Origin of the sequence: Streptomyces panaciradicis (assembly GCF_023516615.1) — a bacterium.
GTDB classification, from domain to species: Bacteria; Actinomycetota; Actinomycetes; order Streptomycetales; family Streptomycetaceae; genus Streptomyces; species Streptomyces panaciradicis.
In genome coordinates this window covers 13,961-37,043 of record NZ_JAMGBF010000048.1, presented here as the reverse complement: position 1 = coordinate 37,043, position 23,083 = coordinate 13,961, and the positions used below count along the sequence as shown (strand labels likewise).

Below are 23,083 nucleotides of genomic sequence, written 5' to 3'. Positions count from 1 at the left end.
GGAAGCCGTGCCGCGTACGTCCTCGCAGGTCGCAGCGCGCAACGGCTCCTCGACCGGGTGCCCGGCCATATCCCGTGCAAACACCACGTACCGAGCCCGGATCAGCCTTCGGGGCCGCCGAGCACCCCGTCGAGGAACCGCGTCAGATCCGCGAACACCTCGGCCCTGTCGGTCTCGTGGAAGACCTCGTGCCGGGCGCCGCGGTAGATCCGCTCGGTGTGACGGCCCCCGCTCAGTTTCCCGACCCCGACGCGGCTCCCGGCGAGCGGCACGAGCCGGTCGTCGTCGCCGTGCAGCCACAGCAGCGGCAGCCCGCCGAGGTCGCCGGCACCGGCCACGGTCTCCAGCGTCCGGGCGAACGCCTCGACCGTCGGCCGCTTCATCGGCCCGTGCCACACCAGGGGGTCCGCCGCGTACGCCGCCCCGACCGCCGGATCCCGGGACAGCGCGGCCGGACTGATCGGCGTGTCCGGGATCTCGTCGAGGGCGAGCAGCCGCCCCGGCAGTTCCCAGGCGCCGATCACGGGCCCCGAGAGCACCAGCGCGGCGAGTTCGCCGCCGTACCGCTGGGCGTAACGGGCCGCGACCAGCCCGCCCATGGAGTGCCCGACGACCACGACCGGCACACCGGGGTACGTCCCCCGCGCCAGCTCCGCCACGGTGTGCAGGTCGTCGACGACCTCCTCGAAGTCCTCGATCAGCACCCGCTCGCCCGCCGACCTGCCGTGCCCCAGGTGATCCGGCCCGAACACGGCCGCCCCGTGCCCCACCAGCACACCGGCCGGCTCCTCGTACCGCCCGATGTGCTCCCCGTACCCGTGCACGACGAGGGCGACGTACCGGGGTCGGGACCTGGTCCACTCACGCACCCGGACCGCTCCACGACATCCCGCCACGATGTGCTCACGTACGTCGACCATGTCTTCCTCCACTCTCCAGCCGGCCGCAACCGTCCAGCCCGTCCGGCGTTCGAGGACGAGGCCCGTCCAGGGCCGAAGCGGGGGCCTGGGGGCGGCAGCCCCCAGAGGGGCACCCACGGGGGCGGCAGCTTCCGAGGGTCACCCACCGAGACGGTGCTTACAAGGACCGGTTGTCTGCACATAGCATCGGTCCCCGCATGAACACGATGACGCTCTGGCACATCACCGGCTGGGAGTTCGCCGCCCTGGCCTTCGCGGCCCTCCTCGTCGGCTTCTCCAAGACCGCCGTGAGCGGGGCCAACACGGTCAGCCTCGCCGTCTTCGCCGCGGTCCTGCCCGCCCGCGCCTCCACCGGCGTCCTCCTGCCGGTCCTGATCGTCGGCGACGTCCTCGCCGTCGTCACCTACCGCCGGCACGCGCACTGGCCCACCCTGTGGCGGCTGTTCCCGGCGGTCGCCGCGGGCGTGGTGGTCGGCACGCTGTTCCTGATGTGGGCCGACGACGGCATCGTGCGGACGTCGATCGGCGCGATCCTGCTGCTGATGGCGGGCGTGACGATCTGGCGGCGGCGCACCGCCGAGGCGGAGGAGGAGCCGGACTCGGTGAGCAGCCGCGCCGGGCGGGCGAAGGCCCGTTCCTACGGTGTCCTCGGCGGTTTCACCACCATGGTCGCCAACGCGGGCGGTCCGGTGATGTCGCTGTACCTGCTGTCCGCGGGCTTCCGCAAGCTGGGCTTCCTCGGCACCTCGGCGTTCTTCTTCCTCATCGTCAACGTCTCCAAGGTGCCCTTCAGCGCCGGCCTCGGCCTGATCGACGGCCGCTCGCTGCTCCTCGACGCCGCGCTCGCCGTGTTCGTCGTACCCGGTGCGCTGTTCGGCAAATGGGCGGTGCACCGGATCAACCAGAAGCTCTTCGAGCAGCTGGTCATCGCCGCCACGATCGTCGGCGGCCTGCAGCTCCTGCTGCGCTGAGAACGCTTCGCCGACCCGGGAATGCGACGAGGGGGTGCCGCGTTACACCGCATGTGATTGACATGCTCGGATCAAAGATCCGTGGCGTGGGCGAAGGGAGGACCCCATGGCACGCAGCAAGGCGCGCCCCGTCGTCACGCTGAGGTCGACGGCCGGAACCGGCGTCACCTACGTGACCCGCAAGAACCGCCAGAGCCAGCCCGACCGGATGGTTCTGCGCAAGTACGACCCGGTCGCCGGGCGGCACGTCGAGTTCCGCGAGACCCGCTGAACCAAGACCGCCCGCCCCAGGCCGCTCCCAAGGAGGGAAACCCCGTGAAGCCCCGCATTCATCCCGACTCCCGGCTCGTCGTCTTCCGTGACCGCGCCGCGGACGTCGCGTTCCTGACCCGCTCCACCGCCGACTCGCCGCGCACGATCGCGTGGCAGGACGGCAACACCTACCCGCTGATCGACGTCGAGATCTCCTCGGCCAGCCACCCCTTCTACACCGGCAACCAGCGGGTCCTGGACACCGCGGGCCGAGTGGAGCGCTTCGAGCGCCGCTACGGCCGTACGAGGAAGGCAGCACGATGAAGGTGCGCAAGTCCCTGCGCTCGCTGAAGGCCAGGCCCGGCGCCCAGGTCGTCCGCAGGCGCGGCACGGTCTTCGTGATCAACAAGAAGGACCCCCGTTTCAAGGCCCGCCAGGGCTGACGGAGGCACAGCATGTGCAGGGCGGCCCCGCCTCGGGGCCGCCCTGCGCGTCGTTCCTCACGGTGCCGCACCGGCTCCCCCCGACCGCGCACCGGAAGGAACGACGAGAGGGGCCGGGCACGGGACCGTGACGCCGGCCACCCGCCGTCCCCGGTCCGGTGGAAGCCCACCGTGCCCGGCCGAAGACGGGTGGTATCCGACTCCGCTCGCATGTGCCCCAGTCTTGTCGTGTCCCCGTACGCAATCAGCCACGAAAACCACCGTTCGAGGCGGAGTTCCGGCAAGACCCCCCGACTTCGGCGGCGCACGCGGCAACATCTGGCCGATACCTCCTGACGAGGCGAAGGCGGGGGCCGGTGACCGAACAACTGCGCGTCCTGGTGGCGGCAGCCCTCCGCAGGATCGTGGAGCCGGTCCTGCGCGAGGGCCTGGGACAGGCCCAGGTGGTGCTCGCCGACTCCCCGGCGGCCGTGCGCAGAGCCGTCGACGGACGGCCGCGCTACGACGTCGTCCTGGCCGACCTGCTGTGGAACGACTTCCGCCTGGAGCGCAGCTTCGACGGCCTCGACGTGCTGGACACGCTGCAGGAGCTCCAGCGCGGCGCGCCCGCGGTGATCGCGGTCCAGGGCCACGGCGGGGAACGCGACCTGCTGGAGGAGGCGGTCGACCGCCCCGACGTGCTCGGCGTGGTGCACAAGTCCTGCGGGCCCGGCGACCTCATCGAGGCCGTCCGCACGGCCGCCGCGGGCCGCCGCCTGCCGCCCGCGCGCTTCCCCACCGGCGTCGACGGGACGCGGCCGAGTGTGCACAGCCACTTCAGCGCCGGGCGGCGCGGGGCCACGAGCGCCCGGCTGGCCGGCGCCATCGCCTCCGGCCGCGCCACCGACTACCGCACCCTCAGCGAAGCCGCCCGGGTCCCGCTGAACACGGCGAACAAGCTCGTGAACTACCTCGGCCCGCTCATCACCGGCCGCGGGGAGCATCCGCCGCAGCTGCCGCTGAACTGCCAGGCGGTCTTCCGCTGGTGCGGACGCCACGAGCTGTACATCCTCAGCTGGTGCCGCCGCTACGGCCACCGGGACCTCGCCGGGACAGCGGCGGCGGCACCGGCCTGACGGCGGCCGGCGGCGTCGACGACCGGTCCGGCGGGACGCCGCTTGCCGGGCCCGGCGACCGGCCTCGTACGCTCGGTCCATGTCCCCGCACGTCCTGATCCTCGGCGGCACCGCCGAGGCCCGTGAACTCGCCGCCGCCCTCGTGGCCCGCCCCGGCCTGCGCGTCACCACCTCCCTCGCGGGGAGGGTGTCGCGGCCGGGGGCGCTGGCGGGGGACGTACGCGTCGGAGGTTTCGGCGGTGCCGAGGGGCTGGCGGACTGGCTGCGCGAGCAGCGCGTGGACGCGCTGGTCGACGCCACCCACCCCTTCGCCGACGCGATCACGGCCAACGCGGCACGCGCGGCCGCGGCGACGGGGGTCCGGGCCGTCGTCCTGCGCCGCCCCGGCTGGCGGCCCGGCCCCGAGGACCGCTGGCACACGGTCACCTCCCTGAGCGCGGCGGCGGACCTGCTGCCGCGCTTCGGACCCCGGGTGTTCCTCACCACCGGACGCATGGGACTGTCCCACTTCGCCCACCTGGCGGACCGTCACTTCGTGGTGCGCTCGGTCGATCCCCCCGAACCCCCCATGCCCCCGCACACCGAAGTGCTGCTGGCCCGCGGCCCGTTCACCGTGACCGACGAGCTGACGCTGCTGCGCGCCTACCTGATCGACGTCCTCGTGACCAAGGACAGCGGGTCGCAGGCGACGGCCGCCAAGCTGACGGCGGCCCGCCGGCTCCGCCTGCCCGTGGTGATGGTGGCCCGCCCGCCACTGCCCGACGGGGTGAGCGTGGTGCCGGACGTGACGGGGGCACTGGACTGGCTGGGGCTAGACCCGACACGGTGACACGCGCGCCCGCCTTCCGCGAAGGAGCCCGGACGACAGGCCCTAGCTCTCTCCGGGGTGGCGGCGCAGCAGATACGTGTCCATGATCCAGCCCTTGCGCTCGCGTGCCTCCGCCCGCAGCCGCTCGATGCGCGGAGCGGCCTCGGCGATCGGGCCGGAGACGAGGATCTCGTCCGGGGTGCCGATGTACGCGCCCCAGTAGATGTCGATGTCCTGGTCCGCGTACCGCGAGAAGGCCTGGTGGGCGTCGAGCATCACCACCACGTCGTCCACGCCCTCCGGGAAGCCCTCGGCGAGCCGCCGCCCGGTGGTGATCTGGACCGGGCGGGCGACCCGGTTCAGGCCCGTGCGGTGCCGGGCGACGAGCGCCGAGACACTGCTGACGCCCGGCACGACGTCGTACTCGAACGCCACCGCGCCCCGCTCCAGGACCTCTTCCAGGACGGCGATCGTGCTGTCGTAGAGCGCCGGGTCGCCCCAGACCAGGAACGCCCCGCTCTGCTCCTCGCCCAGCTCGTCGGCGATCAGCCGCTCGTAGATGCCGGCCCGGGCGCTGCGCCAGTCCCCGACGGCGGGGGAGTAGGCCGCGCCGCCCGCCCGCCGGTCCCGCTCCGGGTCGCGGGCCTCGACGATCCGGTACGGCGCCCCCTCGGGCATGTGCGTGTCGAGCATGTCCCGGCGGAGCCGGGTGAGGTCGCTCTTCACCTCGCCCTTGTCCAGGACGAAGAACACGTCCGTGCTCCGCAGCGCCTTGACCGCCTGAAGGGTGAGCTGGTCGGGGTCGCCCGCGCCGATACCGATGACATGAATCTTTCGCACCCCCCGAGTCTGCCGCACGCCCCCGACACCCCCGACACCGCGTCCGGACAGGGGGAAGGGACCGCTCCCGGTACGGAGAGGAGCCTCCTCCTAGCCCCGCAGCCGTGGCGCCCGCCGCGCCGCGTCGACGCTCTCCCCGCCCCGCTCCACGGCCTCCGCCAGGTCCCGCGCCCAGGCGGACAGCCCCGTCAGATCCATCCCGTACGGCTGCCGGCGCTCCGTGTCCGCCGCCCAGGCCGACACCGCGGCCGCGCCCCGCCGCAGCAGCCGGGCACCGCCCGTGGCGTTCCCGCGGGCCGCATGGGTGAGGCCGACGGCGAGCTGGGCGAGACCGCGCCACAGTTCCCGTTCCTCGGCGGGGCCCGACTTCCAGGCGTCCTCGAACACCTCGTGCGCGTGGAAGGGCTTGCCCGCGGCCAGCAGGGTCTGCGCCTCGGCGACGGTCTCCTCCGGAGTGCGTACGACCCCCTCGGGCTGCCGGTCCACACCGGCCGCGCCGTACGGCAGCGGCCGCCCGAGGCCGTCCCGCGGCCGGGCGTTGCGCGCCCGCCCCTCGCCGTCGCGGTCCCGCGCGTCCACCGGCCGTCCTGAGGATGTGCTGCCCATACGCCGATTGTCGCGCGCCCGGTGCCCCCTTTCGGCGCCGCCCCCCGCGTGAGGTAAAGTGCTGTTCGCGCGATCACGCGGTTCACCGCGGGAAGCGCACCGGGACGTGGCGCAGCTTGGTAGCGCACTTGACTGGGGGTCAAGGGGTCGCAGGTTCAAATCCTGTCGTCCCGACGGTCACGATGTCTCAGGACATCGAAAGCCCCCGAACCCATGGGTTCGGGGGCTTCGTCGTGTGCGTGGACCGGACGCCGGTGCGGGCTCGGCCGGACACCACCGCGCGGGTGGTGCCCGGCCCCTGAGGCCGTGTCAGCCGGTGGGCGGCAGGCTAGCCGAGCCGCCCCGCCGAGTCCTGGCCGACCGCGTCCCGGCTGTCACCGGAGACCCGCGCCGGGTCGGGGTGCCCGGCGCCGCCGGCCGCCGCGGGACGCGCCCGGTCCGCGTGACCGGGCCACCACGCCGCGTGCCCGATGAGCGCGGTGAGGCTCGGCGTGAAGAACATCGCCATCACGAAGGCGGCGACGGCGATGCCGAAGGAGACCGCGAAGCCCATCTCGGTGAGCAGCGCGTTGCCCGCCAGCATCATCGTGGCGAAGGTGGCCGCCAGGATGAAGCCGGCCGCGGCCACGGTGGGACCGGCGTGCCGGAGCGCCATGCCGGCCGCCTCACGCGGTTCGCGGCCCTCGCGGGCCTCCTCCCGCAACCGGGCGATCATCAGGATGTTGTAGTCCGTGCCGATGGCGACCACGAAGAGATACATGATCACCGGGAGCATGAACATCAGCCCCGACTTGCCCTGCGCCTCCTGGAAGATCCACACGGTGGCACCGAGCGTGGCACCGAAGCCGAGGCCGACGGAGGCGATCAGGTACCAGGGGGCGACCACGCTGCGCAGCAGCAGCCCCAGGATCACCATGATCAGCAGGGCGGCGACGGGGAAGACCGTCCGGTAGTCGTGACTCACCGCCGTGTCGATGTCCTTGTAGATCGAGGACATGCCGCCGACCAGGGCCCGCGTGCCCTCCGGTGCGTCGGCGTGCGCGACGTCGCGGACCTTGCCCACCGCGCTCAGCGCCTTGTCCGTGGAGGCCTCGTACTTGAGCGTGACGGTGAAGTCCGCGGTGGTGCCGGTCTTGTTCAGCTGCGTCATCCGGGCGTCGGCGACGCCGTCCACGGCACCGAGCTTCTGGGCGTACGCGGCGAAGGTGCCCTTGTCCAGCGGCTTGCCGTCGGTGCTGGAGAGGTAGACGTCGGTCGGGGCGGCCGCGCCCGCCGAGTACGCCTTCTGCATCTCGTCCTGGACGACCATGGACTCCTTGGTCTTGGGCATGGAGCCCGCGGCCAGGTCGAAGGTCGCGTTGAAGCCGAGCGTGCCGAGCGACAGCGCGACCAGGACGAGGCCGGAGACCGCGGCGACCAGTGCCGGGCGGCGCTCAACCCCGCGCCCCAGCGCGGCGAACCGGGCGTTCTCCGGTTCGCGTTGCCAGGACTTCGACGGCCAGAACACCTTGGGCCCGATCAGCGAGACCACCGCCGGGATCAGGGTCAGGGCGGCGATCAGGGTGACGGTGACCGCGATGGCGAGCGCCGGGCCCATCTGCTTGAGGAAGCCCAGCGTCGACAGCACCAGCGCGAAGAAGGCGATGATGACCGCGCCGGCGGCCGAGGCGATGGCCTCACCGACCCGCGCGACCGCGTTGATCATGGCCTGCTTCGGTTCGTCGCCGGCCCGCAGCCGTTCGCGGTAGCGGAACATCAGGAACAGGAAGTAGTCCGTGCCCACGCCGAACAGCACGACGATCAGGATCGACGAGATGGAGCTGTTGGCCTGGAGGTCGAACAGCTTGGTGGCGTAGGCGATCAGCCCGTTGGCGATGGCGGAGACCAGGCCGATCAGGAACAGCGGCAGCACGGCCAGGATCGGCGCCCGGAAGATGATCAGCAGCGTCACCAGGATGATCACGAAGGTGCCGATGCCGATCAGTGCCTCGCCGCGCTTGGACGAGTCCTGCTGGTCGAGTGCCTGCGCGGCGGAGCCGCCCAGCCTGACCTCCAGGTCGGTTCCCTTGACCAGTTGCTTGACGTCGTCGCGCAGCACCTTGGCCGCGTCGGCCTGTTTGGGCTGGCCGGCGTTCTTGCTGTCCATCTGGACCAGGGTCATGGTGTACCGGCCGTCCTGGGACGGCCGGCCGGGGACGACCTTCTGCACCTGGTCGATGTGCTTGTCGCCCAGTTCCCTGGTGATCCGGACGACGTCCTGCTGGTCGGCGGCGGTCAGCTTGCCGCCGTCGGTGCGCTGGTACAGCGCGATCGCGGACGGGGTGAAGGCGCTGGGGAACGCCTTCGCCTGGAGGTCCGCGGCCTTGATGGATTCGTAACTCTTCGGTAGAAAGCTGCTCTCGTCACTGCTGGACGGCAGGCCCGGAGCGGTGGCGACGATCGCCACCGCGGCGATAAGCCATGCCACGATCGTCCAGACGGGATGTCGGACGACGACGTTGCCAATACGTCGGAACATGCGGGAGGGTCCTCCTGGTCAGGAAGATCACCGCAGCCCGGGGAGCGGACCCTGGCATCGGCGACCTCGGCCGGCCCTCGGGGCACTCCCTCCCGTCGGGACGGCCGAATGGTTGTCTCAGGTGCCAAGCCTAGTGATGCTCATGACCAAGAGCGTGAAGCGCCCTCCCCGATTCGAGCGGGAATCGAGGGCCGTCCCTCAGAGGTGGCTCGCGCGCCGGACGGTGAGGATGGCGATGTCGTCCTGCCTGCGCTCGTCGCCGGCGAAGGCGAGGGCGTCCTCGTGCAGGGCACGGGGCAGCTCGGTGGGGGAGAGGCCGAGGTGCTTGGACAGCCGTTCGTCGAGCGGGTAGAAGGTGCCGTCGTCGGCCCGTGTCTCCGTCAGCCCGTCGGTGGTCAGCAACAGGGTGGAACCGGCCCGGAAGTCGAACCAGTCCACCACGGCCGGCTCCGCGGAGAGTTCGGCCAGGCCTAGGGGGACGCCCGTGTCGAGCGCCGGCGAGGTGACGAGGCCGTCGTGCATCAGCAGGGGCGGCACGTGCCCGCAGTTGACGGCCTGCGCCTCGTCGTGCGCGTCGATGCCGAGGATCAGGGCGGTGACGAACCGCTCGTCCTCGCCGGTCTGCTCGGCGTAGGAGTTGTGGCGTACGACGGCGGCGTCCAGGGCGTCCACGAGCGCGGTGAGGGTCGGTTCGCGATGGGCGGCCTCGCGGAAGGCGCCGATGACGGCGAAGGCGGCGCCGACGGCGGCCAGGCCCTTGCCCTGCACATCCCCGATCAGCACCCGGGTGCCGAAGGGCGAGGCGACGACGTCGTAGATGTCCCCGCCCACGAGGCGGTCCTCCTGCACGGGTTCGTAGACGCCGTTGACCAGGACGTCGTCGGTGACCAGGGGCAGGGGGTGCAGGATGTGCCGCTGCATGGCGGCGGCGGTGGAGCGCAGCCGCAGCATCTCGCGCTCGCGTCCGACGCGGCGGTGGCAGGCGTAGACCGAGAACCCGCCCAGGGCGAGGGTGAACAGGACGAGCAGCACACGGTCGAGCCAGTGGCCGTCGAGGGGGGCCCGCAGCACCACCGTGGCGGTGACCACCGCGGCGGTCCAGCCGGCGACGAACGCCGTCTGCACCACGGTGCACAGCGCCGAGGCCGTACCCGGCAGGAACACCAGCAGCCCGAGCAGCCACACCTCGGACCCGGACAGCGTGCTGAGCACCTCCACCAGCAGCGTCGCCGCCACCACCGCGGCGACCACGTCGACGGTGCCGGGCGGCTCGATGGCATCGACGGCCTCGACGGATCTCTTGCGACGGCTACCGGTCATGCGGGCTCCCGGGCAGATGCTGATCTCCTACGTTAGGGCAGCCCGGGGGGTGTGCGGGCGGTGCCCGGCCCGGCCGGGCACCCGCCGTCGGCGCGCCGTGTCACGGCTCCCGCGGGACGAAGCGGTCGAGCAGCGCGTCCAGCCCCGCCGCCAGTCCTTCCGGACCGCCCCGCTCGACGAGGGCGGGGGCGGCCTGTCGCAGCTCCGGCAGTTCCTGGGGCGGCATGCGGTGCAGGCCGAGACGGAACGCCGGGTCCGGCTCGTCGGGGTTGTCCACCATCGGCCGCAGTTCCACGGACACATAGCCGAGCAGCCAGGCCGTGAAGGCGCGGAAGGCGACGGCCCGGCCCTCCTCGTCGAGCCCGGCCCGCCCGAGCAGGGTGAGGACCCGCTCGTGGTCCTTGAGCACGGCGAGCGGCCGGCGTGCGAGCGGGACGGCCAGCATGCGGGTGGTCAGCAGCGGGACCGCCTGGGGGTGGGCCACGCACACCTCGTACGTGGCCAGCGCGACGCGGTGCAGCCCGGCCCGCCACGAGGGCGCCCCGGCGTCCGCCGGCTCGCCGAGCCGCTCCTCCAGCTCCAGGTAGAGGGCCTCGACCAGGCCGTCCAGCAGGGCGTCCTTGCCGGCCGCGTACCGGTACAGGGCCATCGCCTCCACGCCGAGTTCGGCGCCGAGGCGCCGCATGCTCAGCGCCGACAGGCCCTCGCGGTCCACCAGCTCCAGGGCGCTGGCCAGCACCCGCTCCCGGCTCAGCCGGCCGTAACGGCCGCGGTCGGCGGCGCGCCGCGCGGGGGCGTCCGCCTCGTCGGCGTCGTGTCCCGGGGCCCGGTCCTTGGCCATGCCCTGCCTCCCGTCGTTCGGTGTGCGGGCTGTCCCCGCTCCGGTTGACTCTATGCAGGTCCGGGAGCAGTGTGTACGTATACGGCGTAAATATACGCATTTGGCGTGGTGCCTCGGCAGGTCCTTCGTGGGCGCGGTGCCGTTCCCCAGGAGAGCCGGGCAAGCGGGGAGCAGGACAATGACAGTTGATCGGCTGCAGTCCCGACAGACGGCGGGCCCGTCGTATCCCGCCGCGGCAGCCGCGGCCGAGCGCCATCGGCAGCCGGACGTGCCCTTCGCCGCGGTCTGCATCAGCCCCGAGGCCCGGCGGGCGGCGGAGCGGGTACTTGCGTCCGGCTGGGTGACCACCGGCCGTGAGACGCAACTCTTCGAAGCGGAGTTCGGCGCCTACGTCGGCGCCGGGCACGCCGTCGCGGTCAGCTCGTGCACGGCGGCCCTCGAACTGTCCCTGCGCGCCCTGCGCCTGCCGCCCGGCGGGACCGTCCTCGTACCGGCCCTGACGTTCTGCGGCGCCGCCCAGGCCGTCCTGCACGCCGGGCTGCGGCCCGTGCTGGTCGACGTCGATCCGCGCACCGGGATGCCCTCACCCGACACCGTCGCCCGCGCGGCCCGGGCGTGCGGCTGCCCGCAGGCCATGATGGTCCTGCACTACGCGGGCGCCCCGGCGCCGGTGACCGAACTGGCCCGCGCCGCCCGCCTGTCGCCCAGCCACGTGGTCGAGGACGCGGCGCACGCCCTCGGCACCTCGGTGGGCGACCGGCCGGTGGGAAGCCTGTCCCGCGCCTCCTGCTTCAGCTTCTACGCCACCAAGAACCTGCCCATCGGCGAAGGCGGCATGGTCACCACGGACGACCCGGAGTTCGCCGACCGGATCCGCCGCTCGCGACTGCACGGCATGTCGACCGACGCCTGGCGGCGCAACCTGCCCGGCGGCAGCTGGCGCTACACCGTGGAGGAGACCGGCCTGAAGGCCAACATGACGGACGTCCAGGCCGCCATCGGACGGGCCCAGCTGCGCCACCTCGACGCCTGGCAGCGGCGCCGCCACGAGCTGGCCGCGCGGTACACGGCGGCCCTCGACGCCGTGCCCGGACTGCGGCCGCTGGAGCCGGCCACCACGGGGCGGCACGCCCGGCACCTGTTCGTCGTACGCGTCGGCGAGGACTACGGCCTCGGCCGCGACGACGTCGTCGAGCGGCTGGCAGAGCGCGGCATCGGCGTCTCCGTCCACTTCGTCCCGCTGCACCATCTGGCCTGCTTCCGCGGAACGGTCCTCACCCCCGCCGGCGGACTGCCCGGAGCCGACGAGCTGTTCCCGCAGCTGCTGTCCCTGCCCCTGCACCCCCGCCTCACCGAACAGGACGTGGACCGGGTGTGCGAGGAACTGCACCGGCTCGCCCCCCGCCCCCGGACCGCCCCGCCCGCACCGCCGAGGACGCCGCGTGCCGACGGTCTGCGGACCCTGGTCGTGGGAGCCGGAGAAGCCGGACGCGCGCTCGCCCGCGACCTCGCCCGCACCCCCCAGTTCGGCCTCAGCCCCGTCGGCTTCCTCGACGACGACCCGGCCAAACACCGGGCCGGAGCCGTCGCGGGCCTGCCCGTCCTCGGAGAGCTCGACGACACCGGAACGACCGTGCTGGCACACGGCATCGAGGTGGTCGTCGTGGCCGTGCCGGGCCTGCTGCCGGCGCGCTTCCGCCGGGTGGCACGGGCCGCCGAGGCCGCGGGGGCCCGCGTACGGTACCTGCCGTCGTTCATCGCCGCGCTCCAGCGCGACGTGGTGGGCAGCGACATGCGGTCGCTGGACGTGCACGCCCTCATCGGCCGCCCCGAGATGCACGTCGTCAGCCCCGAGGCGCGCTCGGCCGTCGCCGGACGACGCGTCCTGGTCACCGGCGCGGGCGGCTCCATCGGCAGCGAACTCTGCCACCAGCTGCGGTCCTTCGGCCCGAGCCGGCTCTTCCTGCTCGACCACGACGAGTCCAACCTGCACCGGCTGCAACTGGAACTCGACGGCGACGCGCTGCGCGGCGACGACGTGGTGATCTCGGACATCCGTGACGGCCCGCGCATCGACCAGATCTTCCGCGACCTGCGCCCCGAGGTCGTCTTCCACGCCGCCGCCCACAAGCATCTGCCGCTGCTCGAACTGCATCCCTGCGAAGGCGTGAAGACGAACGTCCGGGGCACCGAGAACCTCGTCCGCGCCGCCATGGCCACCGGCACCGAACGCTTCGTGCTCATCTCCACCGACAAGGCGGCCGACCCGGTCTCCGTCCTCGGGGCCACGAAGCGACTGGCCGAACTCGTCGTGCGGCGCGCGGGGCGCGACGGCCCGCCCGGCACCGCCTTCGCCGCCGTCCGTTTCGGCAACGTGCTGGGCAGCCGCGGGTCGCTGCTGTCGGTCGTGGCGGAGCAGCTCGGCTCCGGCTCGCCGGTCACGGTCACCCACCCCGAGGTGACCCGTTTCTTCATGACCGTCGAGGAGGCCGTCGGGCTCGTCCTGGAGGCGGCCCGCATCGCCCGGGGCGGCGAGGCGTTCGTCCTGGACATGAGCGGCCCGGTGCGCATCGTCGACCTCGTCCGGGAGTTCGCCCGGTCGGTGCACGTACCCGACGTCGAGATCCGCTTCACCGGGCTCAGGCCCGGCGAGAAGCTCAACGAGACCCTGTTCTCCGCCGGGGAACGCCACACCCCCACCGACCACCCCCGCATCCTGGCGGCGACCGCCGTCACCGAGCACGACGAGCCGGCCGCGGTGACCGAACGGCTCCCCGACCTGTACGCCGCGGCCGAACGCAACGACGACGCCGCGGTCCGCCGCGTCCTCGCCGAACTCCTCCCCGGATTCCCCGCCGCCAGGCCGGAGCCCGGCCCCCTCGCCGGCGCGGCCGACCCCTACCCGGACGACTTCTGATGAGCGCGCGGCAGCCGTGGCCGGGATGGGGCCCCAGACAGGGCCCCGGCGGAGGCGGCCGGATCCTGCGGACCCTGGTGGTGTGCGGTGTGGTCGCCGTACTGGTCCTGGCGGGCGTCGCCGCCGGCGGCGTGTGGTGGGCCACCGACCACTACGGCGACCGGGTGACGCGCATCCCGCACGCCTTCCCGTCGGGACCCCGCCCCACCGGGTCCGCGGCACACCACGACGGCACGACCTTCCTCGTCGCCGGCGTCGACAGCCGCTCCACACGCCCGACGACCGGCACCGACGCCACCGCCCGGCTGTGGACGTACGGCGCCCAGCGCAGCGACACGCTGATGCTGATCCACCTGGCCCCCGGCAAGGGCTCCGCCTCCGTCCTGTCCATCCCGAGGGACAGCTGGGTCCCCGTCCCCGGCCACGGCTCCGCGAAGATCAACGCGGCGTTCTCCTGGGGCGGCCCGCCCCTGCTCATCCGGACGGTCGAACAACTCACCGGCACCCGCGTCGACCACTTCGGCGTCATCGACTGGCACGGCTTCAAGTCCCTCACGGACGCGGTGGGAGGTGTCCCCGTCACGGTGGACGGCACCTCCTACGACCCCGAACTGCACCATCGCTTCACCGCCGGTACGCACCTCATGAAGGGCGACGAGGCGCTCGCGTACGTCCGCCAGCGCCACGGCGTGCCCGGCGGCGACCTGGCACGGATCCAGCGTCAGCAGCGGTTCCTGCGCGCCCTGCTCGCCCGGGTGCGCGGCAACGTCAGCCTCACCGACCCGCTGGCCACCCACCGCATGCTCGACGCCATCACCCGGACCGTCAGCGTCGACGACCACATGTCCAACGGCGATCTGCGCGACCTCGTCGTCGGCCTGCGCCACCTCGGCGCGAGCGACACACAGTTCTCCACCGCACCGGTCGTCCGGGCGGGCTGGGTGGGCAGGCAGTCGGTACTGATCCTCGACCGGACGCAACTGCGGGCGCGGTGCCGTGCCCTTGCCTCAGGAAATTCCTCGGTCCGAGGAGGTGCTTCATGACCACCACGCCCACGAGGACACCGACGCGAAAGCGGGTCCTCGTCATCTGCCAGCTCGACGCCTTCGCCAACGGCGTCAAGCCCGCCGCGATAGAGCGCTTCCTGGGGGAACGAGGTTACGACGCTCACCTCGTCGACACCTATCACCTCAGCCGCTGGTCCGGCGCGCCCGGACCCCTCGCCGGCAGGCTTCCCGCGCCCAGTCCGAGAAAGCTCGCGCTCTATGCCACGGAGGCCGCGGCCGCGCTGCTGACCCGGCGATGGGGCTTCGGGAGACGGCATCTGTCGTACTACCTTCTTGTCGCCGACCATCGCCTGCGACGCGGCATCCTGAAGCGTTCGCTTCCCCTGGACGACTTCGACCTGGTGATCTGCGAAACCGTCTACGACGCCGGGGTGCTGGCCTGCGCCCGGTCCGCCGGGACCCTGTACGACGCGCCCGCTCCGTGGGCGGACGAGGTGTTCTACGACGGCAGGCTGAGCGGGCGGCAGCACGCCAAGCTCCGCCGCCTCGAGACCAACCTCTTCGAAAGCGTCGACCACCTGGCCCTGCACTGGGAGTCCTACGCGCGCTATGCCGTCGAACGGTACGGGATCAGCGGACGCAACCTGATCCCGCTGAACTTCGGCTGCACCCCCGCCGGGCAACGCGCCGCGTTCGCCGACCCACCGCGCGTCGTCTACCTCGGCAACCTGAGCGCCGGCTTCAACGACCCCGAACTCCTGAGCCGTCTGTCCGCGCTCTATCCCCACCTCGACGTCTTCGGCGGACCGCCGCCGGATCCGTCGCTCCAGCTCAACTACCTCGGGTACGCGCCCTCCCTCGACGTCCTGCGGAACTACCAACTGGGGCTGGTCACCTGCAGCAAGGACCCCCTGCGCCGCGACGGCTTCTCGTCGAAACACCTCCAGTACCTGTCGTACGGACTTCCCGTGCTCGTACCCGCCTGGCGACGCCATCTGGACCTGCTGCAAGGCTCCTTCGTCTACACCGAGGAGACGTTCCGCTCCGTCGTGGACGCAATGGGCGTCGAGCGCCGATGGCGGTGGGCCAGCGACAGGGCCTACGCCCAGGCCCAGCACCTGAGCTGGAACGAGACCCTGCGTCCGCTGGAGCAGCTGCTGAACGATGACGCCCCTCTGCCCGAGGACGAGAAATGGACCTGAAAGCCTATATCCGCCTCCTCCGCTTCCACTGGGTGGCGATCCTCCTGCTCGCCCTCGCGGGCGCCGCCGTGGGCACCGTGGTGGCGCAGACGCAGTCCCCGGTCTACGAGGCCCGGGCCCAGATGCTGGTGACGGTCACCGCCCCGGGGGAGGACTCGAGCCAGGCCTACCAGGGCGCACTCCTCGCCCAGCAACGCGCCACGTCCTACACCACGCTGCTGACCAGCCAGTCCGTGCTCCGGCAGCTGACCGAGCAACTCGGTCTGCCCTATTCGGTCGAGCACATGAAGAGCCACATCACGGCGACCAATCCGGCCGACACCGCCGTCATCGACGTCACGGTGAAGGACCGCTCGGCCGGCCAGGCACGGCAGATCGCCCAAGCGCTGGGACCGGCGTTCTCGAAAGTCGTCACATCGGTCGAGAACCCCGGGCAGGCCGGTGGCGGACAGACACCCGTGATCAGCGTCCGAACGCTGAACCCCGTGCAGCTCATGGAGCACCCGGTGTCCCCGCACAAGGGCTTCGACGTGATGCTGGGCCTCACCGTGGGCCTGGTCCTCGGGCTGGCCTGGGCGGTCGTGCGAGAGGTCACGGACACGCGGATCCGTGACCTGCACGACCTCGGGCACGGTACGGACGTCGACGTCCTCGGTGTCCTGCCCCACGGACGGCGACGCGGTGACACGGACTTCCGCTCCGGACTGCCCGCATCGACGTCCGAAGCACAGGCCTACCGGTGGCTGGCGCTGACGACCGAACTCTCCGCCCGGAGCCCCGGGCCCCGGGCCCTGGTCGTGACCTCGGCCGCACGGGAGGACGGGGTGACGGCAGTGGCGGTGGGACTGGCGATCGCCCTGGCCGAGGGCGGCACCCGGACCATCCTGGTCGACGCCCAGGGGCGGTCGGCGCGCTCGGCGGACCTTCTGGGACTGACGTCGCCGTGGGACCTGACGGACGTGGTGAACGCCAGGGTGCCGGTCGACGAGGCGCTGACGGCCTGGCGCGCGGACATGCCTCTCCGCGTACTCGCCAGGAGCGGTGCGGAGGAGGGCCCTGACCCGGCACCGCTGCGGCAGGCGGAGGCCGGTGAGTTGTGCCGGCGGCTCATGGAGCGGGCGGACGTCGTCCTTCTCGTGGCACCCCCGGTGCTGAACCGGAGCGACGCGACCGCCATGTCCCGCGCCGTGGGGCAGGCGATGCTCGTGGCCGAGGCGAAGACCACGCGCCTGCCGGACTTCGACCATTCGCTGCAGCGTCTGCGCTCGGTCGGCGTCACGGTCATGGGAGCCGTACTGAACGGGGAGCGCGGGCGACGCGGCGTGCCCTACGTGCCGCCGGTCCCGCCCGCGCCCCACGCGGACGGACACGACGTCCGCCACCAGAACCGGGGCCGGTCGCACACGGCAGCGTGGTCCTCGGGTCCCAACGGCGTGCCCCGGGCCGAGCCGGACAGGGGACGCCGGTGAAGCGGCTCGGCGTCGCTGCGGGGGCCGAGTCGCCTCACCGCGTCCTGCTGATGCTGGTGCTGATCGCCGCGGCGATGCCGGTCCGCCTCGCCAGTTCCGTGCCGGGCCTCAGGTCGGTCTCCGTGCTGGACGTCCTGCTGGTCGTCGCCGCGCTGACCCTCTTCGTGGACAGCGCCTTCAGACCGCTGGACGTCGGATACCGCGGGCTCTTCGCCCTGTTGTGCCTGCCGGCGGTCGTCTGCGGCCTGTCGATGCTGTGGACGCAGGACCACGGCGCGACCCTTCGGGCCACGATCGTGTACGCGGAAGGCATCGTCGCCTACCTGTTCGTCGTGCGGGAGCTCGGTACGGCCCCGCCCGGCCGGGTCATGACGTACATCAAGCGCTACAGCTATCTCGTCATCGTCCCCGCGGTGCTCCTGCTGCTGCGGGTGCCGGGTTTCGCACCCGAAGAGGCCGGGCTGGACCCCGGCTCCACCCGGTACCTGTCGTACTACACCCGGCTGTCCCATCCGGTCCTGGGGCCGTCCAACAACCTCGCCAGTGTGCTCGCCTTCTTCGTCCCCCTCCTGCTGTACTGGGGCCACGTGCGGCACGATCGCCGGTTCACCCGAGCCGGATTCGTCGCGCTCGTCGCGGTCTTCTGCACCTTTTCCCGCGGGGTCCTTCTCGGTCTCCTGGTGGCCGCGCTGCTGGCGGGCCTGGGGAACCTCGTGAGGAAGCGGCGCGTCGGCAGCCGCGTCTCCGGGAAGATCGCCGTCGCCGTCGCCGCCACCCTCGCGGCCGCGATGCTGCTCTACCGGCTGAATCCGGACACCCGTGATTTCTTCGGCAGCCGGTTCAGCTCGGCCAACGTCTTCCTCCGTTCACAGTTCGCGGTCGAGGCGGTCGGAAAGATCGCCGAGCGGCCGTTCCTCGGCTATGGCGGGGGAGCGGCACCCGACGAGATCTGGGACCTCGCGCGCGTCCACAACACGTACCTGCAGCAGATGGTGTACTTCGGTGTCCTGCTCGGGGCATGCGTCTCGCTCGCGTTGGTGGGGACGGCCGTCTTCTTCTTCTCGCGCTGGCGCACGAGCCCGGTGGCCCGCGTCGTCGGCTTCACGCTCGTCGCCCAACTCGTCGTCTTCGCGGTCGAGTCCAGCTTCGAGGGCACGGTCCTTCGCGTGCTGTTCTACCTCTCCATCGGCCTCGCCACCGCGCTGGTCCGCGCCTCCGAAGGCGCGCACGCCGATCCGGAGACGCGCATGAGCAAGGTGCCGCCTCCGGCCGCGCCGCCCTCCGGCGCGAGGAGACGCGACACGGTCGCGCCCCGGCCCGCCCGTCGTCCCGACCCGCACGGAGTCTGACGCCATGTCCTGGAAGCGAAGGGCGAACGCGGGACTGCGGCACCTCACCGGCTTCGAGATCCGCCGGGCGCCGAAGTCCGCCGCGCCCGACTACCCCGCCGACTACGACGAAGAGGCCAAAGCGGTCATCACGGCCGTCCGGCCGTACTCCATGACGCCTGCCGAGCGGGTCAACGCGCTGATCCTGGCGACCCGTTACATCGTGCGCCATGGCATCCCCGGCGCGGTGACGGAGTGCGGAGTGTGGCGCGGCGGCAGCATGCACGCCGTGGCGCGCACCCTGCTCTCGCTCGGCGCCGCCGACCGCGACCTGTACCTCTTCGACACCTTCGAGGGCATGCCGCCGCCCACCGAAGACGACCGCAGACACGACGGGGAACCGGCCGCCCGACTGCTCGCGGAGTCGGACCGGGACAGCCTGATCCGGGCGGTGGCGAGCCTGGAGGACGTGAGGTCGGGTTTCGCACCGATTCCGTACCCGAAGGAACGCCTCCACTACGTGCAGGGCCTGGTCGAGGAGACGGTGCCGCACCACGCGCCCGAGCAGATCGCGATTCTGCGGCTGGACACGGACTGGTACGCCTCCACCCGCCACGAACTGGAGCACCTGTATCCGCGCCTCGCCTCGGGCGGTGTCCTGCTCATCGACGACTACGGCACCTGGCAGGGATCGCGCAAGGCGGTGGACGAGTTCCTGGAACGGACCGGTGAACGGCTGCTGTTGCTGCGGATGGACGAGGGGCGGATCGCGGTCAAGCCGTGACCGTCTCGCGGGCGCGGTGAGTCACGGTCACCGCCGCCGCTCACCGGCCTCCTCATGGGTGTGCGACAGGGCGGCGCGTACCGAGTCCGCCACGAAGGCACAGGTCTGGCGCACCACACGCCGGTTCACCGCGGTCATGGCGACCGTGAAGACGGCCGCGGCACAGCCGCCGCCGGCGATACCCGACCACAGGGTGCCCCCGCCCCGGGCGGCGACCGTCCACCCCACCGACGCCCCGCACACCCCGATGAGCACGGGGGCGAGCAGGGGACGGAACAGGTGGACCTGAATGCGGCGGCCCACCGCCCTGCCGAGCATCAGGGCCTCGACGGCCCCCGCCACGGCCCAGCTCAGGCCCAGGGAGGCCACTCCGAGCGGTTCCAGCAGCGGAAGCGCCACGGCGAGCCAGACGAGGGCCTGCAGCAGACTCGCCCGCAGCACGGCCTGCGCGTCGCCCACGGCGTAGAGATATCCCTGGGTGGCCACCGAGACCGCCCCGCCCACGGCCAGACCCAGGCACGCCCCAGGGACGATCACCGCGACCTCCCGCCACTGCGCGCCGAAGAGACCGGGCACCAGTCCCGGTGCGGAACCGGCGAGCACGGTCAGGACCAGCCCCATGCCCACCGAGGCGATGTCGACCGACTGTTGGACGAGACCGGTCGCCCTGTCCCCCTCGTGGAGCCGTGACATCGTGGGGAACGAGACCCGCCAGAGGGACTGCAGCACCAGGTACGGCATCTCCATCAGCCGCTTGGCGAGGGTCCACAGCCCGAGTCGGGCGGCTCCGCCGAGAGCGGCGACGCTCAGATTGAGTGCCTGGTCGCGCAGCAGCCACGTCGCGTTGACGGCCTGGAACCGCAGGCCGAATCCGACGAGCGGCTTGATGAGACGGAACTCGAGCCGCGGTCGCACCAGTCCGGCCGGACACACGAACCCCATCACCAGCGCCCCGGTCAGGGCGCGGACCACCGTCGCGGTGGCGAGCCCCCACACGCCGAAACCGGCCGCCACGGTGCCGACGGCCCACCCCTGGAAGCACAGCACCTGTGTCATCTCGACCGCCACGAGCCGCCGGTAGAGCAGCGCTCTCTCCAGCAGGATGCGGCCCGGGAACTGCAGCGCGACGAACGGCATGGAGGCGACCATCACGGCCGTCACCCAGGCGATCCGGCCGAGCGGGACCGCGACCGCCAGGGCGAGGCCGGTCATCGCCAGCGTCACGAGGAGCTGCAACGCGCTCAGGGCGCCCAGTTCCTCCGCGCTCGGGGGCTCTCGGCGCCGGATGAGTCCGGCGCCGAGACCGCCGTCGGAGACGAGACCGGCGAAGAGGACGAACGACATGCCGATGGCGACCACGCCGAAGTCGGCGGGGTTCAACAGCCGTGCCACGATCACGTTTCCCGCGAATCCGATCAGCAGGATGACCAGTCCACGGGTGCTGACGAGGAAGACGCCCGCCTTGGCACGCCGTTTCAACTCACCGGCCGAGAGCGCCTCGTCCTCGCTCGGCGGCCGTCCGATGTCCATGCCGACCTCAGTGGGCGGCTTGCCGTGCACGCCATCGGGCAAGGCGCGTCCTGATGCCGAAGCGGCCCAGTTGGTGCCGGCCGTGGTCGTGGACGTAGGCCATGGCGTCGGCCCTGCGCCGGTCGAGGGCGGCGGCCGGCCCTTCGCGCAGCCGCAGGGGCAGCGTTTCCGGGTCCAGCCTGAGCGCGACGTCGGGGGCCAGCAGCAGCCGGGTCATGAGCGTGGAGTAGACGGTGTCCCTCGTGGCCGCCAGCCAGGGCTTGGCCAGCACGTGATGGAGCAGGAAGGGCCGGGTCCCGTCCTCGTAGGCGCAGGTCAGGTGCTGCCGGTCGGTCAGCGTCAGTCCCGGGAAGGGCGGATGGGGAGCCAGCCTGTGCTCCATGACGGCGAGTTCCCCGAGCTCGAAGCGGCCGGCGAGCACGGCGTTGAGGACGTCCTGGTCGGCGAAGTAGAAGGGGTCGTCCAGGGTGGCCTTGCCGTATCTGCTGTGCGCGATGCCGATGGTTCGCTGCCCCTCGGTCCAGGGCGGGAGCAGCCGGTCGGAGAGGGTGTGCGGATAGGCGACGAGTCCCGCGTTCAGATAGGGCTGGCGGCGGAGTTCGCCGAGACCGAGGACGGACTCCCACTGCGGGCTGAAGCGGCGGCTGTTGGGCAGGCAGTCGACGAACGCCACTATGCGGCCCCGTCGTGCCGTCTCGGTGATCTCGGTGAGTTGCCGGGTGACGATGATGTCCGCGTCGATGAGCACCACGACCTCGGCCGGGTGGCGGCTCGGTCCGTAGGGGGCCAGGAACCACGCGGGCGCGTCGGGCGACGGCGGTCGCACGAGCGTGACGTGGCCCGCGAGCAGACGCCGCTGCTCGGGCGTGAGGCCGATGTCCACCACGAACAGGGGCTCATCGTGTCCGGTCAGCCGCAGGGAGTTGAGCAGGGCGACCAGGCCTGGGAAAAACCTCCGGTCGGCGACCGTGTAGAACGCGGTGCCCGGCAGCGGCGCGGGGGAGTCTTCCATGCTCTGCCCTTCGGACGAAGGCGGTGGGTGACCTTGTCACCGGCAGCAGTACGATTCTATGGCGATATGTGAACACTGTCCTGTATGCCTAAGATTTTGCCGTGGGTATCGAACGGGCTGTCGTCTTTCGTTTCCACCGGGACCCGTTGGTGGCGCGCGCCCGGGTGCGGCTCCTGCGCCGACTGAATCCGGGCGTACCGGTGTACGGGCTGTTCGGCGGCGCCGGAGGCGTGCGCGGTGCCGCCTTCCGTCTCGCGGGCGGGCCGCTGCTCGGCCTCGACGCGCTGTACACCTCGCGCCACAGCGGTGCCTGGAACTGGAAGAACGGCGATCTGGTGCTGCTCGACTGGTATCGCGACGTCGGTCGCCGACTGTCCTTCGACGTCCTCCATCTCGTGGAGTGGGATCTGCTGCTGGCGGATTCCCTGGAGCGGATCTACGCCGGGGTGCCCCCCGACGCGGTCGGCCTGACCGCGTGGACGCCCCAGAGTGACGTCGGAGACGACTGGCGCTGGCTCGGCGGGCGGGAGGAGGCGCGGGAGTGGCGCCGGCTGCTGACCCGCGCGCGGGCCGACCTCGGCTACGACGGGACACCGTACGCGTGCCTCGGCATCGGTCCCTGCTTCCCCCGTGCGTTCCTCGACGACTACGCCGCCGCGGACCCGCCCGACCTGGGCAACGACGAGCTCCGCTATCCGCTGTTCGCGCAACTTCTGGGGTACTCGGTGGTGGACACCGGATTCCGTCACGGGTGGCACTCTCCGGGCGAGGACCGATACTTCAACGCGACCGGGCAGAACATCTCCCCGGACGTGGTCGCCGCCGAACTCGCGCGCCCGGAGGGGCGACGTGCCTTCCATCCCGTTCGCGTGCCCCTGCGCGGTCTGCGGCCCCCGGTGCCTGGCCCGCAGACTGTCGCGCCACCGCGGGAGCGCCGATGATCCCGGGTGAGCGTCCCGACGATCGCTCCGGTCCCCCGCCGCGGCCGACGGCGCGCCCCACCACGTCGGGCTCACTGTCCCGCAGATCGATGCTGGGATGGCTGTCCCTGCCCGTTCTGGCCGCGAAGCCTCTCGGCGAATCCCAGGAGCGCACCGTGGATCACGGGCTTGTACGAGTCGAGGACCATGGAACTGTGCAGTCCGCGGCCGACGCGGCGGCCGGCAAGCGACTCGTCTTCCCGCCGGGCCGGACGTACAC

The 23,083-nt window shown here is 72.1% G+C and carries 21 protein-coding genes and 1 tRNA gene; 14 read left to right on the top strand and 8 right to left on the bottom strand.

The features are described 5' to 3' along the window. Window positions 1-101: 101 nt before the first annotated feature. On the bottom strand, window positions 102-920 hold the full coding sequence (locus M8J74_RS18505; protein ID WP_249837490.1) for an alpha/beta fold hydrolase: 819 nt from the start codon (window positions 918-920) through the stop codon (window positions 102-104). 197 nt (window positions 921-1,117) lie between these two features. Between M8J74_RS18505 and M8J74_RS18500 the strand changes: the two genes are divergently transcribed. The 6 genes from M8J74_RS18500 (at window position 1,118) to M8J74_RS18475 (ending at window position 4,530) form a co-directional block, all read left to right on the top strand. Next, entirely contained in the window at window positions 1,118-1,891 is a 774-nt protein-coding gene (locus M8J74_RS18500; protein ID WP_249837489.1) for a sulfite exporter TauE/SafE family protein, read from the top strand. A 106-nt stretch (window positions 1,892-1,997) separates the two neighbouring features. Next, window positions 1,998-2,162, top strand: a complete 165-nt coding sequence (rpmG, locus tag M8J74_RS18495; RefSeq protein WP_058921775.1) for a 50S ribosomal protein L33 — start codon at window positions 1,998-2,000, stop codon at window positions 2,160-2,162. A 44-nt stretch (window positions 2,163-2,206) separates the two neighbouring features. Then, window positions 2,207-2,467, top strand: a complete 261-nt coding sequence (locus M8J74_RS18490) for a type B 50S ribosomal protein L31 (RefSeq protein WP_058921774.1) — start codon at window positions 2,207-2,209, stop codon at window positions 2,465-2,467. After that, window positions 2,464-2,586 carry a type B 50S ribosomal protein L36 gene (ykgO, locus tag M8J74_RS18485; RefSeq protein WP_058921773.1) on the top strand — a complete coding sequence of 41 codons (123 nt, stop codon included), beginning with the start codon at window positions 2,464-2,466 and terminating at the stop codon, window positions 2,584-2,586. The genes M8J74_RS18490 and ykgO overlap by 4 nt, the downstream gene beginning before the upstream one ends. A gap of 356 nt (window positions 2,587-2,942) precedes the next feature. Continuing rightward, entirely contained in the window at window positions 2,943-3,701 is a 759-nt protein-coding gene (locus tag M8J74_RS18480; protein WP_249837488.1) for a response regulator, read from the top strand. 79 nt (window positions 3,702-3,780) lie between these two features. Further along, window positions 3,781-4,530, top strand: a complete 750-nt coding sequence (locus tag M8J74_RS18475) for a cobalt-precorrin-6A reductase (protein ID WP_249837487.1) — start codon at window positions 3,781-3,783, stop codon at window positions 4,528-4,530. Window positions 4,531-4,572: 42 nt separating this feature from the next. On the opposite strand, the gene cobF is transcribed toward M8J74_RS18475, so the two are convergent. Then, window positions 4,573-5,349, bottom strand: a complete 777-nt coding sequence (gene cobF, locus M8J74_RS18470) for a precorrin-6A synthase (deacetylating) (RefSeq protein WP_249837486.1) — start codon at window positions 5,347-5,349, stop codon at window positions 4,573-4,575. 90 nt (window positions 5,350-5,439) lie between these two features. After that, entirely contained in the window at window positions 5,440-5,955 is a 516-nt protein-coding gene (locus M8J74_RS18465) for a DUF309 domain-containing protein (RefSeq protein ID WP_249837485.1), read from the bottom strand. A 100-nt stretch (window positions 5,956-6,055) separates the two neighbouring features. On the opposite strand from M8J74_RS18465, the gene M8J74_RS18460 reads away from it, so the two are divergent. Continuing rightward, window positions 6,056-6,129, top strand: a tRNA-Pro gene (locus tag M8J74_RS18460). A 154-nt stretch (window positions 6,130-6,283) separates the two neighbouring features. Here M8J74_RS18460 and M8J74_RS18455 read toward each other — a convergent pair. From M8J74_RS18455 to M8J74_RS18445, 3 genes are all read right to left on the bottom strand, one after another. After that, window positions 6,284-8,473, bottom strand: coding sequence for an MMPL family transporter (locus M8J74_RS18455; protein ID WP_249837484.1), 2,190 nt, complete (start codon window positions 8,471-8,473; stop codon window positions 6,284-6,286). A gap of 198 nt (window positions 8,474-8,671) precedes the next feature. Further along, on the bottom strand, window positions 8,672-9,793 hold the full coding sequence (locus M8J74_RS18450) for a PP2C family protein-serine/threonine phosphatase (protein ID WP_249837483.1): 1,122 nt from the start codon (window positions 9,791-9,793) through the stop codon (window positions 8,672-8,674). Between the two features lie 100 nt (window positions 9,794-9,893). After that, window positions 9,894-10,634: a TetR/AcrR family transcriptional regulator gene (locus tag M8J74_RS18445; RefSeq protein ID WP_249837482.1), complete on the bottom strand. Its 741-nt coding sequence runs from the start codon at window positions 10,632-10,634 to the stop codon at window positions 9,894-9,896. Between the two features lie 178 nt (window positions 10,635-10,812). Between M8J74_RS18445 and M8J74_RS18440 the strand changes: the two genes are divergently transcribed. From M8J74_RS18440 to M8J74_RS18415, 6 genes are read left to right on the top strand one after another with little or no spacing between them, the layout of a single operon-like run. Beyond that, the gene (locus M8J74_RS18440) at window positions 10,813-13,551 is read left to right on the top strand and encodes a DegT/DnrJ/EryC1/StrS family aminotransferase (protein WP_249837481.1); all 2,739 of its coding nucleotides are present in this window, start codon (window positions 10,813-10,815) and stop codon (window positions 13,549-13,551) included. Next, the gene (locus M8J74_RS18435; RefSeq protein WP_249837480.1) at window positions 13,551-14,594 is read left to right on the top strand and encodes an LCP family protein; all 1,044 of its coding nucleotides are present in this window, start codon (window positions 13,551-13,553) and stop codon (window positions 14,592-14,594) included. The genes M8J74_RS18440 and M8J74_RS18435 overlap by 1 nt, the downstream gene beginning before the upstream one ends. Continuing rightward, window positions 14,591-15,760 (top strand): glycosyltransferase family protein, encoded by a 1,170-nt coding sequence (locus tag M8J74_RS18430; protein WP_249837479.1) that lies wholly within the window; start codon window positions 14,591-14,593, stop codon window positions 15,758-15,760. The genes M8J74_RS18435 and M8J74_RS18430 overlap by 4 nt, the downstream gene beginning before the upstream one ends. After that, window positions 15,751-17,229, top strand: coding sequence for a tyrosine-protein kinase domain-containing protein (locus M8J74_RS18425; protein ID WP_249837478.1), 1,479 nt, complete (start codon window positions 15,751-15,753; stop codon window positions 17,227-17,229). Before M8J74_RS18430 ends, M8J74_RS18425 begins: the two co-directional genes overlap by 10 nt. Continuing rightward, on the top strand, window positions 17,226-18,578 hold the full coding sequence (locus M8J74_RS18420) for an O-antigen ligase family protein (protein WP_249837477.1): 1,353 nt from the start codon (window positions 17,226-17,228) through the stop codon (window positions 18,576-18,578). Before M8J74_RS18425 ends, M8J74_RS18420 begins: the two co-directional genes overlap by 4 nt. A gap of 4 nt (window positions 18,579-18,582) precedes the next feature. After that, window positions 18,583-19,341 (top strand): TylF/MycF/NovP-related O-methyltransferase, encoded by a 759-nt coding sequence (locus tag M8J74_RS18415; RefSeq protein ID WP_249837476.1) that lies wholly within the window; start codon window positions 18,583-18,585, stop codon window positions 19,339-19,341. A gap of 27 nt (window positions 19,342-19,368) precedes the next feature. On the opposite strand, the gene M8J74_RS18410 is transcribed toward M8J74_RS18415, so the two are convergent. Both M8J74_RS18410 and M8J74_RS18405 read right to left on the bottom strand, forming a co-directional pair. After that, window positions 19,369-20,913 (bottom strand): oligosaccharide flippase family protein, encoded by a 1,545-nt coding sequence (locus tag M8J74_RS18410; protein WP_249837475.1) that lies wholly within the window; start codon window positions 20,911-20,913, stop codon window positions 19,369-19,371. Next, window positions 20,879-21,883 (bottom strand): glycosyltransferase family protein, encoded by a 1,005-nt coding sequence (locus tag M8J74_RS18405; protein WP_249837474.1) that lies wholly within the window; start codon window positions 21,881-21,883, stop codon window positions 20,879-20,881. Before M8J74_RS18405 ends, M8J74_RS18410 begins: the two co-directional genes overlap by 35 nt. Before the next feature lie 101 nt (window positions 21,884-21,984). Here M8J74_RS18405 and M8J74_RS18400 point away from each other — a divergent pair, with 101 nt between their 5' ends. Beyond that, window positions 21,985-22,824 carry a hypothetical protein gene (locus tag M8J74_RS18400; RefSeq protein ID WP_249837473.1) on the top strand — a complete coding sequence of 280 codons (840 nt, stop codon included), beginning with the start codon at window positions 21,985-21,987 and terminating at the stop codon, window positions 22,822-22,824. Window positions 22,825-23,083 lie beyond the last annotated feature (259 nt).